The organism is Amycolatopsis sp. NPDC051903 (assembly GCF_044452505.1).
Taxonomy (GTDB): domain Bacteria; phylum Actinomycetota; class Actinomycetes; order Mycobacteriales; family Pseudonocardiaceae; genus Amycolatopsis.
In genome coordinates this window covers 371,133-387,378 of sequence record NZ_JBITBT010000005.1, presented here as the reverse complement: position 1 = coordinate 387,378, position 16,246 = coordinate 371,133, and the positions used below count along the sequence as shown (strand labels likewise).

The window sequence follows — 16,246 nt, the reverse complement described above, 5'->3', positions numbered from 1 at the left end:
GCCTAACGACCGACGTCGTAGTATCAGGCCCCGTGACCGCGCTGCTGACCCGTCCCGACGACGAGAGCGTGCGGCCGGACCCGGTCGACGCGCTCCGTCCGCCGACCGACCGCGAGGCCACCCTGCTGGGCCGCGGCATGCCGACCGACCGCTTGCGCAGCTGGATCGTCACGCTGGTCCTCACGGTGATCGGCGGGATCATCCGCATCCAGAACCTCGGCTTCCCCACCGACAAGGGCACACCCGTCTTCGACGAGAAGCACTACGTGCCCCAGGCCGCGCAGATGCTGCGCAACGGCGGGTACGAGGACAACGCCGGCTACGAGCTGATCGTCCACCCACCGCTCGCGAAGGACTTCATCGCCGTCGGCGAGTGGCTGTTCGGGTACAACGGCTGGGGCTGGCGCATCATGCCGGCGCTCGCGGGCACGCTGATCATCCTGCTGACGGTCCGCGTCGCGCGGCGCCTCACCCGCTCGACGCTGCTCGGCGGCATCGCCGGTGTCCTGGTGATCTGCGACGGCGTGCTGCACCTGCAGTCGCGGATGGGCATGCTCGACATCTTCATCGCGCTGTTCGTGCTGGCCGCGTTCGCGTGCGTGCTGTGCGACCGCGACCAGGTGCGCCAACGGCTCGCGGTGGCCGTGCGCGAAGGCTGGGTGAACGAATCCGTCTGGGGGCCGAAGCTCGGGTTCCGCTGGTGGCGCTTCGCCGCGGGCCTGATGATCGGGCTGACGTTCGGTGTCAAGTGGTCGGCCCTGTACTACATCGCGGCGTTCGGTCTGCTCACGGTGTTCTTCGACGTCGCGGCGAGGCGCGCGGCGGGGGTCGAGCGGCCCTGGGTCGGCACGATTCGGCGCGACGTCGCACCCGCGCTGTGGGCGATCGTCGTGATCCCGCTGCTGATGTACCTGGCGGCGTTCTGGGCGTGGTTCGCCAGTGACACCGCGACCGACCGGCACTACACCGAGATCAAGAACATCGACCCGGGCTTCTTCGCCTGGGTGCCGCCCGCGTTGCGCTCGCTCGGTGACTACTCGCTGAACGTCCTGCACTTCCACGAAACTCTGCTGACGCCCAAGGACAACCCGCACCCGTGGGAGTCGAAGCCGTGGACGTGGCCGATGGGCCTGCGTCCGATGCTCTACTACTACGACGGCGACGTCACCGGCTGCGGCGAGGCGCGCTGCGTCGGCGCGACGATGCTGATCGGCACGCCCGCGATGTGGTGGCTGGCGCTGCCGATGCTCGGCTGGGGCCTGTGGCGCTGGCTCTTCCGCGCCGACTGGCGTTACGCCGCCGTGCTCACCGGCTACTTCGCGGGCCTGCTGCCGTGGTTCACGAACATCGACCGGCAGATGTACTTCTTCTACGCCACACCGATGGCGCCGTTCCTGGTGCTCGGCCTGGTGCTGGTGCTCGGCCAGATCCTCGGCGGCGCGAAGCTCGGGTTCGAACGCCGGGGCACCGGTCTGCTCGTCGTCGCGCTCTACACCGGACTCGTGGTGGCCAACTTCGCTTGGCTGTGGCCGATCCTGAACGGCCTCCCCGTCACGACGGGGCAGTGGAACGCCGAGATGTGGCTGCCGTCTTGGCGGTGAAGTAGGCACCGGGCGGCACGCCGACGGCCCGCCGGAACGCCGCGACGAACGCGCTCGCCGTCGCGTACCCCACGCGGTGCGCGACGGTCGTCATCGGCAGGCCCTCGGCCAGCAGTGGCAGCGACGCGCGCAGCCGCGCCTGCGTGCGCCAGGTCCCGAACGTCATGCGGCACTCGCGGACGAACGCGCGCGCCAGCGTCCGCTCGCTCGCCCCGACGGCGCGGCCCAGCTCGGCCAGCCCGCGCCGGTCGGCGGGGTCGGCGAGCACGATCGCCTCGACGTCACGCGCCCGCGGATCCGCCGGCGACGGCACCACGATCGGCGCGACGTCCAGCGGCTCCAGCACGTCGAACACGACGGCCTCGGCGCGTTGCCGGGCGTCGTCGGCCGGACTGCCGGTGAGGTACTCCAGCAGCTCGCGCAGCAGCGGCCCGACCTTCACGATCCGCGGCTCCGCCCAGGTCACGGGGCACTGCCGCGGGTCCGCGTACACGCCGCGCAGCTCGGCGTTGCCGACAGCGCCCGTGCGGTGCGGCACGCCCGCGGGCACCCACAACGCCCGCGTCGGCGGCAGCACGCAGTGCGCCTCCCCGATGCCGACCGCCACGACACCCTGCGCGGCCCAGACGAGCTGGTGGACCGGGTGCTCGTGCCACGGGTACCAGGCGCCGGCGGGCAGCCGCAGCTCACCGAGCAGCATCGCCCCGGCGTGACCGTCCCACGACATGGGTTGGCAGTCTATCGCCTATCGGCCACGCGCTGGGGTTCCTACCGTTTCGGGTATGCCCATGAACCTGATCCACCGCCGCCTGTGTTCGTCGGAGAAGTGGGCGTCGATGATCGCCGAGGTGCTGCCCCCGTGGCTCGCCCGCTTCGACCTCGGCGACGACGTCCTCGAAATCGGCCCCGGCTTCGGCGCGACCACCCGCGTCCTGCTCGACGTGGTGCCACGTTTGACGCTGCTGGAAATCGACCCCGCGTCGGCCTCGCTGCTGCGCGACGCGTTCGGCTCGCGCGCCTCCGTCGTCGAAGGCAGCGGCGCGGACATCCCCTTCGACGCCGGCCGCTTCTCCGCCGTCGTGTGCTTCACGATGCTCCACCACGTCCCCACCGCCACGCTCCAGAACGCGATCTTCAGCGAGGCCTGCCGCGTGCTGCGCCCCGGCGGCGTGTACTGCGTCACGGACAGCCAGCTGAGCCTCCGCTTCCGCCTCCTGCACCTCGGCGACACGATGAACGTCGTCGACGCCGCCACCCTGCCTTCACGGCTCTCGGCGGCCGGCTTCGACGACGTGGACGTGCGGCATCGGCCGAAGGAACGGCTGGAGTTCTCGGCCGTGAAGCCGGTAGTCACTGCGAGGAGGTGACCCGCCGCTGCCACCACGGCCACGCTGGTGGCGCCGAGGGGTCGAGCACCGTCCTGCGGCGGAACTCGTCGTCAAGCGGCTTGATGAGCGCACGCAGGGCGGCGCGGCTTCGCCCCGGCAGGGCTTCGAGCGCCGTTTCCAAAGTCCAGCGGATCAGGTTCTCGCCGCAGGGGCAGCCGTCCACCCGGTGGGCCTCGAGCCGCCGAGGGTTGCGCGCGTGCCGTCGCAGGTCGCGCAGGGCCTGGCCGACGTCTCCCGGCCGCAGCACAGTCGCCTCGAAGCGGTGGACGTCGGCCAGCGCCCACCGGGGCACGCCGGGAATGCTCGAGAACTCACGATTCTGTCGCGGCCGGATCGGAAGACCGGCGCGAACCGCTGACGGCGATCTACGCGCCATGGACCTTTCGAAGAGTCGTCACCCCACGATCATGCCGCACCACGCCAGTGAATTTCAGCGGTGCGGTTGCCGCGGGACGATCTGGGTGACGGGGCCGTCCGGGGACTTCCCGGCGCGCGACAGCCAGCCCTCCACCTCGCGGCGGACGGCGTTCAGCGTGGGACGGCGGCGGGGTTCCTGGTCGAGGGAGGCGCTGAGGATCCGGGCGTGCGCCGAGCGCGTCGGCAGGCGCGACACCGGTTCCGCGCGGGCGGCGGCCATCAGTGCGGCCATCGGGGTCTCGCGGGTGCCGCGCGGGGGCTGGCCGCTCAGGGCGTAGCTGATGGTGGCGGCCAGTTGCCACGCGTCGGAGGCCGGGCTGGCCGGGGCGCCCATCGCCTGTTCCGGCGCGACGAAGTCGGGGGTGCCGATCATCATGCCCGTGGCCGTCATCTTGGAGTCGCCCTGGCTGCGGGCGATGCCGAAGTCGATGAGGTGCGCCAGGCCCGCCGGGTCGAGGATGATGTTGGACGGCTTGAGGTCGCGGTGCAGCACGCCCTTCTCGTGCGCCGCGACGAGGGCGCCCGCCATCGTGGACCACAGGCGGCCGGCGGCGACGTCGTCGAGCGGGCCCTGTCCGTCGACCACCTCGGCGAGGGGGCGGCCCTCCAGGTACTCCATCACGAGCGCGAGGCCGTCCGGCTCCTCGACCAGGTCGTACACCTTCACGCAGTTCGGGTGGTTCACCGCGGCGAGCGCGCGCGCCTCGCGCTGCATGCGCTCCTCGGTGTCCCGGTCGGGCGCGTGGGCGATCTTCAGCGCGACCGTCCGGTTGAGCTGCGTGTCGACGGCCTCCCACACGGTGCCGAACCCGCCGTGCCCCAGCCGGCGCACGCGGCGGTAGCGGCTGCCCCCGGCGTTCCGCGAACCCGGCGGCGGCGGAATCGCTCCCGGGGCGGCGGCGAGCAGCCCCGGCGGCTCCGGCGCGGACGCCAGCGCCGTCGCCGGGTACGGCTTGTTCATCGGCGGCGGAGGCGGCGGCAGCTGCGGCCGCGGCGCCGCCTGCGAAACCGGCGGCCGCTCCGGCTCACGCCGCGGCTCCGGCCGGTTGATCACCGCCCACGGCGGCGGCCCGACCAGGCCCACGGGAATCAGCCCCAGCACGCTGAACGGCAGGAACCCGAGCCAGAAGTGCACGGCCGTGTTGGCCGACATCCCGACGCTCGCCACCACCATGACCACGAACGGGATCCAGAAGAACCGCGACGGCCACTTCGGCCCGCGCCGGAACGCCGTGCGCGCCTGCAACATGATGAACAGCAAGGACCCGGCCGGCAGCACGGTCAGCGCGAGCACGTACAGCCCGTACGAAAGCTTCAGGCCCTTGTTGTAGAAGACGGCCTCGAACACGTTGCTGCCGCCACCCAGGTACGACTTCTGCACGCCCACGAAGCAGTAATCCGTGTCGAGCGACGCGCGGTCGGCCGCCGACAGCCCGCCCTTGCCACCGGCGAAAATCTCCCGGAACGTCTCCGAGATCCCGTTCGCCAGCAGCCACGGCAGCACCAGCACGCTGACGACGCCGATGAGCCCGAACACGGTGAGCGTCGTGGCGTCGTACCGGTTGCCCGTCCCCTTGCGGACGAGCGCCACCACCAGCGCCCCCAGCGCGGGGAACAGCGCGACGAGCGCACCGGCTGTGGTCGTCGCCCAGACCCAGTCGCCGGGGCAGAACCCCGGGCCGAACAGGGTGTGGGCGAACGAGAGCAGCGCGCTCGCGAATCCGCTCACCGCCTGGTTCCCCTCACTCTCGGTGGCCGGTTGGTACCGCCACGCGGCTGATCCCCGTGGTCCAGCTTAGGACGCACGCCGCCTTCGCGGGGTTGCCGGGTGGGTGGGTCGTGACCGGTGTGAAACCTGCACGACACCCTTTCCGGGGCCATCATGAGGACGGATCGCTGATGTCACTGTCGAGGGAGACACCGTGGGCGCTTATGCGGAGACCTACCGGCGCAGCCTGGACGATCCCGAGGGGTTCTGGCTCGAGGCGGCGCGGGCGATCGACTGGACGAAGTCACCCACCAAGGCCCTGGACGCCTCACGCGAGCCGTTCTACCGGTGGTTCCCCGACGGTGAGCTGAACACGGCGTACAACGCGCTCGACCGGCACGCCGACGGCGGCCGGGGCGGGCAGCCGGCGCTGATCTGGGATTCACCGGTCACGGGGCAGAAGCGGCGCTACACCTACGGCGAGCTGCGGGACGAGGGGGCGACGTTCGCGGGAGCGCTGAAGTCGCTCGGGGTCACGAAGGGTGACCGCGTGATCCTGTACCTGCCGATGATCCCCGAGGCTGTGATCGCGATGCTCGCGTGCGCGCGGATCGGCGCGGTGCACTCGGTGGTGTTCGGCGGGTTCGCGCCCAAGGAGCTCGCCGCGCGCATCGAGGACGCGAAACCGAAGCTCGTGATCGCCGCGTCGTGCGGGATCGAGCCGACGCGGGTCGTGGAGTACAAGCCGATCATCGACGCGGCGCTGGAGATGACGGAGCACCAGCCCGACCACGTCGTGGTGCTGCAGCGCGAGCGGGCGACGGCGGAGCTGTCGGGCACGGACCTCGACTGGGTCGACCTCGTCGAGACCGCCGAACCGGCCGACCCGGTCCCGGTGAAGGCGACGGACCCGCTCTACATCCTGTACACGTCCGGCACCACCGGGAAGCCGAAGGGCGTGGTGCGCGACGCGGGCGGCCACGCCGTCGCACTGGCCTGGTCGATGGGCGCGGTCTACGACGTCCACGCAGGCGACACCTGGTGGACGGCGTCCGACGTCGGCTGGGTCGTCGGGCACTCCTACATCGTCTACGCGCCGCTGCTGATCGGCGCGACAACCGTGCTGTACGAAGGCAAACCGGTCGGCACTCCCGACGCGGGCGCGTTCTGGCGCGTGATCGCCGAGCACGGCGTCGAGGCGCTGTTCACGGCACCGACCGCGCTGCGGGCCGTCAAGAAGTTCGACCCGGGCGCGGCCGAACTCAAGAAGTACGACCTGGCGAAGTTCCGCACGCTGTTCCTGGCCGGCGAGCGCCTCGACCCCGAGACCTACCAGTGGGCGAGCGAAATCCTCGGCACACCCGTGATCGACCACTGGTGGCAGACGGAAACGGGCTGGCCCATCGCCGCCAACCCGCGCGGCCTCGAGCCCATGCCGGTGAAACCGGGTTCGGCGACGAAACCCGTGCCGGGCTGGGACGTGCGCGTGCTCGACCAGAACGGCGACGAGCTGCCCGCGGGCCGCGAAGGCGCGATCGTCGTGAAGCTGCCGCTGCCGCCCGGCTCGCTACCGACGCTGTGGGGCGACGACGAGCGCTACCGCGAGGCGTACCTGTCGCGCTACCCCGGCTACTACCTCACCGGCGACTCCGGCTTCTTCGACGAAGACGGCTACCTGTTCGTCATGGGCCGCACCGACGACGTGATCAACGTGGCCGGCCACCGCCTGTCCACGGGGTCGATGGAGGCGGCGCTGGCTTCGCACCCGGCCGTCGCGGAATGCGCGGTCATCGGCGTCGCCGACGAGCTCAAGGGCCAGGTGCCGCGCGGGTTCGTGGTGCTGAAGGCGGGCGCGGACGTCGACGAGGGCCGGCTGCGCGAGGAACTCGTGGCGCTGGTGCGCCGCGACGTCGGGCCGGTGGCGGCGTTCCGCGACGTGTCCGTGGTCGAGGCGCTGCCGAAGACGCGCTCGGGCAAGATCCTGCGCAAAACCATGCGCGGCATCGCCGACGGCCGCGACGAGCCGGTGCCCTCGACGATCGAGGATCCGGGGGTGCTCGACGCACTGCGGGCGGTGCTGCGGCGCTGAGCCGGCGCGGACATTTTTCCAAGACCGGCGGTGGTCGGCGCGGGCATCGTCGTGCGCATGAACGAGTACCTGCACGTGGTCCACGACGGCCCGGCCGAGGCGCCGCCGCTGCTGCTCATCCACGGCTCCGGCGCCACGGGCGGCTCCTGGAGCGAACTGGTGCCCGCGCTGGCCGGGCACCACCACGTCATCCGCGTCGACCTGCCCGGCTGCGGACGGTCGACGCCACCGCCGTCGTTCGCCGTACCGGCGCAGGCGCGCCGGGTCGCCCGGCTGCTCGACGAGCTGGGCACCGGCCCGGCCGTCGTCGCCGGGCATTCGAGCGGCGGGTACGTCGCCACCGCCCTGGCCGAACAGCGGCCCGACCTGGTGAGCTCGCTCGCGCTGATCAGCACCGGGCCGCGGATGAGCGCGCTCCTGCCGCAGCCGCTGATCCTGCGTCTGCTGCTGGCGCCGCCGTTCGGGCCGCTGCTGTGGCGGAGCCGGTCCGACGCGATGATCCGCCGCGGGATCGGCGCGACGATGGCTCGTGCGGTCGACGTGCCGGACGACCTGGTCACCGAACTGCGCGGCACGACCTACCGCGCGTTCCGGCAGGTGTTGCGCCACAACGGCGCATACGTCACCGAGCGGAGCGTGCCCGAGCGGCTCGCCACGCTCGACGTGCCGGTGCTGGTGGTCTTCGGCGCGGCCGATCCGCGCTGGGACCCGGCGTCGGCGCACGACTACGAGGCGGTCGCGCGAATCGAGTTCCTGCCGGGCGTCGGGCACGTCCCGCTCGTCGAGGAGCCCGCGAAGACCGGCGAGCTGCTGCTGGCCTTCGCGGCGACCCGCCTGTGACCCGCGCCGCTTAGCGTGGTGGCGTGCAGGCCTTCGACTGGACGGACGTGGACGTCGCGGTTCCGTCGCGACGGCTGCCGGGCATCCGCATGGCGGGGTTCCGGCAGCGGGTGCCCGCGGCCGTGGACATCACGATGGTCGCGCACCCGGCCGTGACGGTGCTCGTGGACCTGAGCGACGGGCTCGGCTACCGCGCGTTCGGGCGGCGCAGGCGGGGCAGCGTTGTCGTGGGGCTGTGCCCCGGCGAACTGCGCGCGGACGGCCGGATCGGCGAATGCCTGCAGATCCGGCTCGAACCGGCGGTGGCGGCCGCCGCCCTGGGGCCTGACCTCGGCGAGGCAGTGGCGCTCGCGGACGTCTGGGGCCGCGACGGCGCGCGTTTCGAAGACCGGCTGCGCTCCACGGCGTCGTGGGAGGCCCGGTTCGCGCTGGCGGCCGAGTTCGTCCAGCGGCGGCTGGGTTCGCGCTTCGTCGATCCGGAGGTCGCGCGCACCTGGCGCCGCACGCTCACCAGCCACGGCCGCGCCCGCGTCGAGGGGTTGGCGAGCGAGGTGGGCTGGAGCCGCAAACGCCTGTGGTCGCGGTTCCGGGCGCAGCTGGGCATCACGCCGAAGCGCGCCGCCCGGCTGGTGCGGTTCGACCACGCCGCCCACCTGCTGGCCTCGGGCGGCGCGCCCGCCGACGTCGCGGCCGCGAGCGGGTACGCCGATCAATCCCACCTGCACCACGAGGTCCGCGCGTTCACCGGGCTCACGCCCGCGGCCGTGGCCGCCGCGCCGTGGCTGTCCATCGACGACGTCGCGTGGCCGGGGTGAGCGCGCCGCCAGCCTTTCGGCTGTTGTCCGCGGCCGCCGTAGTGGTCTATACCTCTTGGGGACCACCCGCTCCCGACCGGAGGTACCCCTGTGAGGAAGAGCCTGTCCCGAGCCGTACTGGGTGTCACGGTCGTGGGGCTCGCGGCGCTGGGGTTGCCGGCGTCTGCGTCGGCCGGGCCCGCGGCCCCCGAGCGCAGCGTCACCGACATCGTCCCGTTGCCCGTGCAGGCGAAGGCGGACCCGAAGGGCGACTTCACGCTGTCGCCGCTCACGGTGATCCGCGCGGGCAAGGGTGCGAACCAGGTGGCCGACTACCTGCGCGGCCTGCTGCGGCCCGCCACCGGCTACCCGTTGCCCGTGGTGCCGGTGAACGCCGGGCTGCCCGCGATCTCGCTGGAACTCGGGCACGCGGACCAGCGCGTGGGCGCCCAGGGGTACCAGCTGGCCGTCGCGAAGTCCGGCGTGACGCTGAAGGCGAACACCGCCGACGGGCTGTTCGAGGGCGTGCAGTCGTTGCGGCAGCTGCTGCCTTCGGCGATCGACGCGAAGAGCGTGCAGTTCCGCAAGTGGACGATCGCCGGCGGGACCGTGCTCGACTACCCGCGCTTCGCCACGCGCAGCGCGATGCTCGACGTCGCGCGCCACTTCTTCGCGCCGGCGCAGGTGAAGACGTACATCGACCAGCTCGCGCAGTACAAGATCAACACCCTGCACCTGCACCTGGCCGACGACCAGGGCTGGCGCATCGAGATCAAGAGCTGGCCGCGCCTGGCGACCGAGGGCGGCAAGACCGCCGCGTACGGCGACCCGGGCGGCTACTACACGCAGGCCGAGTACCAGGACCTCGTCGCGTACGCGGCGTCGCGGCACATCACAGTCGTGCCGGAGATCGACATGCCGGGGCACACGAACGCGGCCCAGTCGGTGTACTCGGAGCTGAACTGCGACGGCGTCGCGGTCCCGCCGCGCACCGACACCGAGGTCGGCTACAGCTCGCTGTGCATCGATTCCCCGACGACGTACCGGTTCGTCGACGACGTGATCCGCGAACTCGCCGCCATCACGCCCGGCAAGTACCTCGGCATCGGCGGCGACGAGGCGCACTCGACGTCCGAAGCGGACTACGAAGCGTTCTACGCCAAGGTGAACCCGATCGTCGCGAAGTACGGCAAGCTCATCACGGGCTGGCACGAGATCGCGAAGTCGGATCTGCCCGCCACGGCCGTGCCGGAGTACTGGGACCAGGGCGGCGCGAACGCGGACCTCGCGTCGTTCGCCGCGCGCGGCGGCAAACTGCTGATGGCGCCGTCGAACCACGCGTACCTCGACATGAAGTACACCGAGGACACGCCGCTGGGCCAGGACTGGGCCGGGCTCGTCGAGGTCAAGGACGCCTACGACTGGGACCCGGCGACGCTGGTGCCGGGGGTCGGCGAGGCGAACGTCGCGGGCGTTGAAGCTCCACTGTGGACGGAGACGATCCGCACGAACGACGACATCGAGTACATGGCGTTCCCACGTCTGCCCGGGATCGCGGAGATCGGCTGGTCGCCGCAGTCCGCGCGCGACTGGGACACCTACCGCGTGCGGCTCGCCAAGCAGGCACCGCTGTGGGAGGCACAGGGGATCAACTTCTACCGATCCCCGCAGGTCGACTGGAAGTGACGCCCGGTCAGCCGGCGTTGCGCAGCCGCCAGCGCCGGACCGAGCTGCGGATCCCGCCGGAGTAGGACGGCGACAGCGCCGGGTTCTCGAGGATCTGCTCCGCCCGCCGCACCCCCGCCTCGGCGACCCGCGGTTCGAGCTGCGCGAAGTTGGCGAACGCGATCAGGTGCACCTCTTCGACGGTCGGCGCCGCCGGGTCGGACTCGACCACGCGGACGGCGCCGGCCGTCGGCACGCGGCCCGGCTCCAGCACGCGCAGGTACCAGCCGCAGCGGCCGGAGTCGATGAGCGCCGGCACGACGTCCTTGCGGCCCGTCCGCATGGCCAGCTTGAAACACGGCTGCCTCGGCTGCGAGACCTGCAGTCGTGCGTCGCCCCATTCCCACACGTCGCCGATGCGCACCTCGGCTTCGTCCGCGCCCGCGACGGTGAGGTTTTCGCCGAACGCACCCGGCTCGACGGCGAACCCGTCCGCGGTCCACGCGGGGTAGTGCTGCGCGGGGTAGACGTAAACGGCTTTGTCGACCCCGCCGTGCACGCTCAGGTCGGCCTGCTCGTCGCCGTCGAGGTTGAGCCGGGTGAGCTCCAGCTCCGGCTCGGCCACGCGGCTCTTCACGATGGCGCTGAGCACGGGCTGCTCGCGCCGGTGCCCGAGCACGGCGGGCCGGCCGACGAAAACCCCGGCGAGTTCGAGTGTGGTCACGTTCGCGAAGCTAGCACGCGGCCCGCCGCAGGTCAGGTGGTTATGACCACGCCTGACGCCGGTCCACGACGGGCGCCAAGCCCGTGCGCGCAAACGCTTGCGGCGGGCGGCGCAGACAAGGCCGTCAACGCCGCCCGGCTGCGCTGATCCGGAGAATTCGGTCGTTTTGGTGGCGACACGATTCGCTTGATCTTGATTCCGCGCGACCGCCGGTGTGGTCTGGAGCACGACTGCACTCCGGAAGGAGGGTTCCGACGATGAGACTGTGGCCCCGGCGCCGCGGCTCCCGGTCCTCGCGCCGCGACGGCGAAGAAGCCGCTGCGCTGATGCCCTACGGCCCGTATTCCTCCGTGCGCGTCCGCAACGAGGAGATCGAACGCGGAGAGCCGGGGCGGGACGTCGCGTATTGCTGTTTCACCGACGCCGACGAGGCGACGCGGTGCCACGCCGCGTGGCAGCGGCACGCCCCCGACCTGAAGAGCACGCTGATCCACGGCCGCCGCAGCGCCATCGAGCCGGACGTGGAGGGCTACTACCTCCAGGCGGACGGAACGCGGCACAGCGGGCAGCCGCCCGAGATCCTCGCGCTGATGGCGGAGCTGGCCCCGCCGAGCGCCGAAGAAGTGGCCGCCCGGCAGGCCCGCGAGGCCGAGCAGGCCCTCGAAGCCGTGCGCGCGGAGAAGGCGGCGTGGGAAGCGCGCCAGCCGAAGGAGATCGTGCTGGCCGAAGCGGGTGACGACGCCCCGATCGCGCACCACGACAAGTTCCTCAAGGCCACCCGGATGACGGTCGGCGGGCAGCCCGTCGACCGGGTCAAGTTCCACTTCGCCGAGTTCACCGGCGACGAGCCGGAGCCGGCCATGCCCGCCCGCGGCGACTCCGACAGCGAGCAGCACCGCCTGGTCTGCGACGAGTTCGACGTGGCCCGCGCGCTGTGGGCGAAGGCGGTCTACCGGCGCAAGGCCACCCCGGTGCTGCGCGCCGCCGCTGCCGCCTGGCCCGGGGTCGCCGAGGCCTTCACCCGGATCACCGAGGCCTGGGCGGATCTCGACCACCCGCCGCACGGCTGGGAGGTCGCGGTCAAACGCCTGCTCGACGCCCACGACCACGCGAGGCCCATCGTGGACGACTGGGAACACGTCCACGCCCGCAAACTGGCCACCGTCGGTGCGGAGCTGACCTTCACCGGCGCCGAGCTGGGCGAGCTCCGGAAGCAGCTGAGCGTCGAGCTGGGCATCACCGCCATCGAGGAGTGGCACATCGGCCACGTCGAGGACCCCGGCACCGACCCGCTGCGCGCCGAGCTCACGGACGGGGCGAGCGTGAAGCTCCAGAACCTCATCCAGCCCCAGCGCGACCGGCTCGCCCTGATCACCGACGTCGCGGGCCGGCTGACGGCGTGAGCGGAAATCGGCGACGGCGGTCTCGGCTGAACTGACTGCCGCCGCGCCGAAGCGCACCGCGCGACGTTCCCCGAAACGACGCCGGTGCCGGGCGGGTGCGGTCTGGTTGCCGGACCTGGCCGCACCCGGCCCCTCGGGCTCAGCCGTTCAGCGCCGCCGATTCCTCGTCGCTGAACAGGCGCGAACGGATGAGGAAGCGCACCCCGTCGGGCGCCTCCAGGGAAAACCCGCTGCCGCGGCCCGGGACGACGTCGATGGTCAGGTGCGTGTGCTTCCAGTACTCGAACTGCGGGCCCGACATCCACACCGGCACGGCGTCGATGCCGTCGACGGGCAGGTCGCCCAGGCGCACGTCCCGCTCGCCGACCTTGAACTCGCCGAGGGGGTAGCACATCGGGGCACTGCCGTCGCAGCAGCCGCCGGACTGGTGGAACATCACCGGGCCGTGGACGGCCACCAGCTTGCGCAGGAGGTCGCCCGCGGCCTCGGTGAAGTCCACCCGCCGCACGTCCATCAGAAGAATCCGAGCGCCTGGTCGGAGTAGGAGACCAGGAGGTTCTTCGTCTGCTGGTAGTGGTCCAGCATCATCTTGTGGTTCTCGCGCCCGATGCCCGAGGCCTTGTAACCGCCGAAGGCCGCGTGCGCGGGGTAGGCGTGGTAGTTGTTCACCCACACGCGCCCGGCCTGGATGTCGCGGCCCGCGCGGTACGCGGTGTTGCCGTCGCGGGACCAGACGCCGGCGCCGAGGCCGTAGAGGGTGTCGTTGGCGATCTTGAGCGCGTCGGCGTAGTCGCCGAACTTCGTCACGGACAGGACCGGGCCGAAGATCTCTTCCTGGAAGATGCGCATCTTGTTGTCGCCCTCGAACACCGTCGGCTGCACGTAGTAGCCGCCGGCGAACTCGCCGCCGAGGTCGGCCTTGCCGCCACCGGTGAGGACCTTCGCGCCCTCCTGCTTGCCGATGTCGATATACGACATGATCTTCTCGAACTGGTCGTTCGAGGCCTGCGCGCCGACCTGCGTGTCGGTGTCGAGCGGGTTGCCCTGGCGGATCTTCTTCACGCGCTCCACGGCGTCGCCGAGGAAGCTGTCGTAGATGCCGCTCTGGATCAGGGCGCGCGACGGGCAGGTGCAGACCTCGCCCTGGTTCAGCGCGAAGAGCGTGAAGCCCTCCTGCGCCTTGTCGTAGAAGGCGTCGTTGCGCGAACCGACGTCGTCGAAGAAGATGTTCGGGCTCTTGCCGCCGAGTTCCACGGTGACCGGGATGATGTTTTCGCTGGCGTACTGCAGGATCAGCCGGCCCGTGGTGGTCTCGCCGGTGAAGGCGACCTTGCGCACGCGGTTGCTCGACGCGAGCGGTTTGCCGGCCTCGACGCCGAAGCCGTTGACGATGTTGACCACACCGGGCGGGATCAGGTCGCCGATGATCGACATCAGCAGGTGGATCGACGCCGGCGTCTGCTCGGCGGGCTTGAGCACCACGGCGTTGCCGGCGGCGAGCGCGGGCGCGAGCTTCCAGACCGCCATCAGGATCGGGAAGTTCCACGGGATGATCTGCCCGACGACGCCGAGCGGCTCGTGGAAGTGGTAGGCGACGGTGTTCTCGTCGATCTGCGAGATCCCGCCCTCCTGCGCGCGCAGGGCGCCGGCGAAGTAGCGGAAGTGGTCGATGGCGAGCGGGATGTCGGCGGCGAGCGTTTCGCGCACGGCCTTGCCGTTCTCCCACGCCTCCGCGACCGCGATCTTCTCGAGGTTGGCCTCCATGCGGTCGGCGATCTTCAGCAGGACGCCCGCGCGTTCCTCGATCGAGGTGCGGCCCCAGGCCGGTGCGGCGCCTTCGGCCGCGTCCAGTGCCTTGTCGATGTCGGCCGCGGTCCCGCGCGCGATCTCCGTGAAGGTCTTCCCGGTGATCGGCGTCGGGTTCTCGAAGTACTGCCCGCCGGCCGGGGCGACGTACTCGCCGCCGATGTAGTGGTCGTACCAGCTCTCGTAGTCGACGACGGCGCCGTCGGTGTTCGGTGCGGCGTAAACGGCCATCTTTCCTGCCTCGTTGCTCGGAGTGACGGACGGGCGGCAACGGTAGGCGCGGCGACGTTGCACGGACGTTGCAGCACTGCGAACCGGCTCTCTACGCTGGGGTGGTGGCGGAGCCGCCCGAGGCCGACTTGCTGCGCGATCCGGAGGCGTACGCGCGGCTGCTCGAAGATGTCCACGAGGCGATCCTGTCGGGAGTGCCCGCGCCGCGTTCGCCACGCTCCGTGGTCTCGGCCTCCTGGCAACGGTCGCTGGCGGCTCACGTCGACCCCGATTCGGGTGAGGCGCCCCTGGTCTTCGAACCGTCGCAAGTCACCGATCTGCGCGCCGAGCACCCGCTCGCTCCCGTGCTGCCGCTGCTGCGCCAGACGCTCGTGAGCATCGCCGACGACGCCGAGCACATGATGATCGTGACCGACGCCGATGGACTGATCCTCTGGCGCGAAGGCGCTTCGGGCGTGCTGCTGCGCGCCGACCGCGTCGCGCTGACGGAGGGCACGCGCTGGACGGAAGAGGCGATCGGCACCAACGCGATGGGCACGACGCTCGCCACCGGCGAGCCCGTGCAGATCTACTCCGCCGAGCACCTCGTGCGCCGCTACCACGAGTGGACCTGCGCGGCCGCGCCCGTGCGCGACCCGGAAACCGGTGCGCTGCTCGGGTCCATCGACGTCAGCGGCCCGCTGCGCACGGTGCACCCGGCGATGCTCGCACTCGTCACCGCCAGCGCGAAACTCGCCGAGGGCCAGCTGCGCGCGCACTTGGCGGTGCGCGACGAAAAGGTGCGGCGCGCGAACATGCACCACCTCGACGCGTTGCGCGGCCGGCCGGGCGCACTGCTGTCGGCGGGCGGGCGCGTGCTGGCCGCCGAATCGTGCACCCTGCCGTCCACAGTGGAGGTTCGGCGCGGCGGCGGCACCGTGACGCTGCCCGACGGCCGCATCGCCGTGGTCGACCCCCTCGACGACGGTTACCTCCTGCGCTTGGCGACGTCCGGGCCGACGCACCGCCGCCACCTCACGCTGGAATTCCTCACCGACGGCGCCGGCTCCACCACCCTCGACGGCCGCGAGATCCCGTTCACGCTGCGCCACGCCGAACTGCTGACCCTGCTGGCGTTGCACCCCCGCGGCCTCTCCGCGGAACGGCTCGCCCTGCAGCTGTACGGCGAAACCGGCAACCCCGTCACGGTGCGCGCGGAGATCCACCGGCTGCGCACGCAACTCGGCACGGGCGTCGTCCAGACCCGCCCCTACCGCCTCGCCGCCGACCTCGACGCCGACTTCCTCCGCACCCGCGCCGCCCTCCGCCGCGGCGACGCCCGCTCCGCCACCCAGGCCTTCCGCGGGCCGCTCCTGCCCGAATCCGAGGCCCCCGCGATCCTGGCGGAACGCGAATCCCTGACGGCGCAGGTCCGCCAGGTCGCGCTGGCGAGCGCCGACGCGGACACGCTCTGGTCCTTCTGGGAGACCTCGTGCGGCGCGGACGACGTCGAAGTCCTCGACGCCCTCTGCGCCGCCCTCGACCCCGCCGACCCGCGGCTCGCGGTGGCCCGGACGCACCGGGGCCGCCTCACCTGAGCG

General features: G+C 71.7%; 14 protein-coding genes. 8 read left to right on the top strand and 6 right to left on the bottom strand.

What is annotated here, in order from left to right; all coding sequences use genetic code 11:
- Positions 1-32 precede the first annotated feature (32 nt).
- Positions 33-1,601: a dolichyl-phosphate-mannose--protein mannosyltransferase gene (locus tag ACIA77_RS15800; RefSeq protein WP_395886574.1), complete on the top strand. Its 1,569-nt coding sequence runs from the start codon at positions 33-35 to the stop codon at positions 1,599-1,601.
- Here the strand turns inward: ACIA77_RS15800 and ACIA77_RS15795 are convergent.
- The gene (locus tag ACIA77_RS15795; protein ID WP_395886674.1) at positions 1,552-2,301 is read right to left on the bottom strand and encodes an AraC family transcriptional regulator; all 750 of its coding nucleotides are present in this window, start codon (positions 2,299-2,301) and stop codon (positions 1,552-1,554) included. The two genes, ACIA77_RS15800 and ACIA77_RS15795, sit on opposite strands and share 50 nt — an antisense overlap.
- Positions 2,302-2,383: 82 nt before the next feature.
- Between ACIA77_RS15795 and ACIA77_RS15790 the strand changes: the two genes are divergently transcribed.
- Positions 2,384-2,968 (top strand): class I SAM-dependent methyltransferase, encoded by a 585-nt coding sequence (locus ACIA77_RS15790; protein ID WP_395886573.1) that lies wholly within the window; start codon positions 2,384-2,386, stop codon positions 2,966-2,968.
- Here the strand turns inward: ACIA77_RS15790 and ACIA77_RS15785 are convergent.
- Positions 2,952-3,281 (bottom strand): hypothetical protein, encoded by a 330-nt coding sequence (locus ACIA77_RS15785; RefSeq protein WP_395886572.1) that lies wholly within the window; start codon positions 3,279-3,281, stop codon positions 2,952-2,954. The two genes, ACIA77_RS15790 and ACIA77_RS15785, sit on opposite strands and share 17 nt — an antisense overlap.
- A 138-nt stretch (positions 3,282-3,419) precedes the next feature.
- Positions 3,420-5,135: a serine/threonine-protein kinase gene (locus ACIA77_RS15780; protein WP_395886571.1), complete on the bottom strand. Its 1,716-nt coding sequence runs from the start codon at positions 5,133-5,135 to the stop codon at positions 3,420-3,422.
- Positions 5,136-5,328: 193 nt separating this feature from the next.
- Between ACIA77_RS15780 and ACIA77_RS15775 the strand changes: the two genes are divergently transcribed.
- The 4 genes from ACIA77_RS15775 to ACIA77_RS15760 all read left to right on the top strand — a co-directional run bounded on the left by ACIA77_RS15775 (position 5,329) and on the right by ACIA77_RS15760 (position 10,523).
- Positions 5,329-7,203 (top strand): propionyl-CoA synthetase, encoded by a 1,875-nt coding sequence (locus ACIA77_RS15775; RefSeq protein WP_395886569.1) that lies wholly within the window; start codon positions 5,329-5,331, stop codon positions 7,201-7,203.
- A gap of 57 nt (positions 7,204-7,260) precedes the next feature.
- Positions 7,261-8,043: an alpha/beta fold hydrolase gene (locus tag ACIA77_RS15770; RefSeq protein ID WP_395886568.1), complete on the top strand. Its 783-nt coding sequence runs from the start codon at positions 7,261-7,263 to the stop codon at positions 8,041-8,043.
- A gap of 23 nt (positions 8,044-8,066) precedes the next feature.
- On the top strand, positions 8,067-8,858 hold the full coding sequence (locus tag ACIA77_RS15765; protein WP_395886567.1) for a helix-turn-helix domain-containing protein: 792 nt from the start codon (positions 8,067-8,069) through the stop codon (positions 8,856-8,858).
- 90 nt (positions 8,859-8,948) lie between these two features.
- Positions 8,949-10,523, top strand: a complete 1,575-nt coding sequence (locus ACIA77_RS15760) for a beta-N-acetylhexosaminidase (RefSeq protein WP_395886566.1) — start codon at positions 8,949-8,951, stop codon at positions 10,521-10,523.
- Positions 10,524-10,530: 7 nt separating this feature from the next.
- Here ACIA77_RS15760 and ACIA77_RS15755 read toward each other — a convergent pair whose 3' ends face one another.
- On the bottom strand, positions 10,531-11,226 hold the full coding sequence (locus ACIA77_RS15755; RefSeq protein WP_395886565.1) for an MOSC domain-containing protein: 696 nt from the start codon (positions 11,224-11,226) through the stop codon (positions 10,531-10,533).
- Between the two features lie 257 nt (positions 11,227-11,483).
- Between ACIA77_RS15755 and ACIA77_RS15750 the strand changes: the two genes are divergently transcribed.
- Positions 11,484-12,629: a hypothetical protein gene (locus ACIA77_RS15750; protein WP_395886564.1), complete on the top strand. Its 1,146-nt coding sequence runs from the start codon at positions 11,484-11,486 to the stop codon at positions 12,627-12,629.
- A 139-nt stretch (positions 12,630-12,768) separates the two neighbouring features.
- On the opposite strand, the gene ACIA77_RS15745 is transcribed toward ACIA77_RS15750, so the two are convergent.
- On the bottom strand, positions 12,769-13,143 hold the full coding sequence (locus ACIA77_RS15745; protein ID WP_395886563.1) for a DUF779 domain-containing protein: 375 nt from the start codon (positions 13,141-13,143) through the stop codon (positions 12,769-12,771).
- Positions 13,143-14,666: an aldehyde dehydrogenase family protein gene (locus ACIA77_RS15740; RefSeq protein WP_395886562.1), complete on the bottom strand. Its 1,524-nt coding sequence runs from the start codon at positions 14,664-14,666 to the stop codon at positions 13,143-13,145. The genes ACIA77_RS15745 and ACIA77_RS15740 overlap by 1 nt, the downstream gene beginning before the upstream one ends.
- A 104-nt stretch (positions 14,667-14,770) precedes the next feature.
- On the opposite strand from ACIA77_RS15740, the gene ACIA77_RS15735 reads away from it, so the two are divergent.
- A complete protein-coding gene (locus ACIA77_RS15735; protein ID WP_395886561.1) occupies positions 14,771-16,243 on the top strand; it encodes a GAF domain-containing protein in 1,473 nt (490 codons plus the stop codon).
- The last annotated feature ends 3 nt before the right edge of the window (positions 16,244-16,246 follow it).

What these genes read in the sequence shown, in the direction of transcription:
- ACIA77_RS15795 (WP_395886674.1), bottom strand. Translation starts at nt 2,301, where the DNA reads ATGCTGCTCGGTGAGCTGCGGCTGCCCGCCGGCGCCTGGTACCCGTGG.
- ACIA77_RS15790 (WP_395886573.1), top strand. Translation starts at nt 2,384, where the DNA reads ATGCCCATGAACCTGATCCACCGCCGCCTGTGTTCGTCGGAGAAGTGG.
- ACIA77_RS15770 (WP_395886568.1), top strand. Translation starts at nt 7,261, where the DNA reads ATGAACGAGTACCTGCACGTGGTCCACGACGGCCCGGCCGAGGCGCCG.
- ACIA77_RS15750 (WP_395886564.1), top strand. Translation starts at nt 11,484, where the DNA reads ATGAGACTGTGGCCCCGGCGCCGCGGCTCCCGGTCCTCGCGCCGCGAC.
- ACIA77_RS15745 (WP_395886563.1), bottom strand. Translation starts at nt 13,143, where the DNA reads ATGGACGTGCGGCGGGTGGACTTCACCGAGGCCGCGGGCGACCTCCTG.
- ACIA77_RS15740 (WP_395886562.1), bottom strand. Translation starts at nt 14,666, where the DNA reads ATGGCCGTTTACGCCGCACCGAACACCGACGGCGCCGTCGTCGACTAC.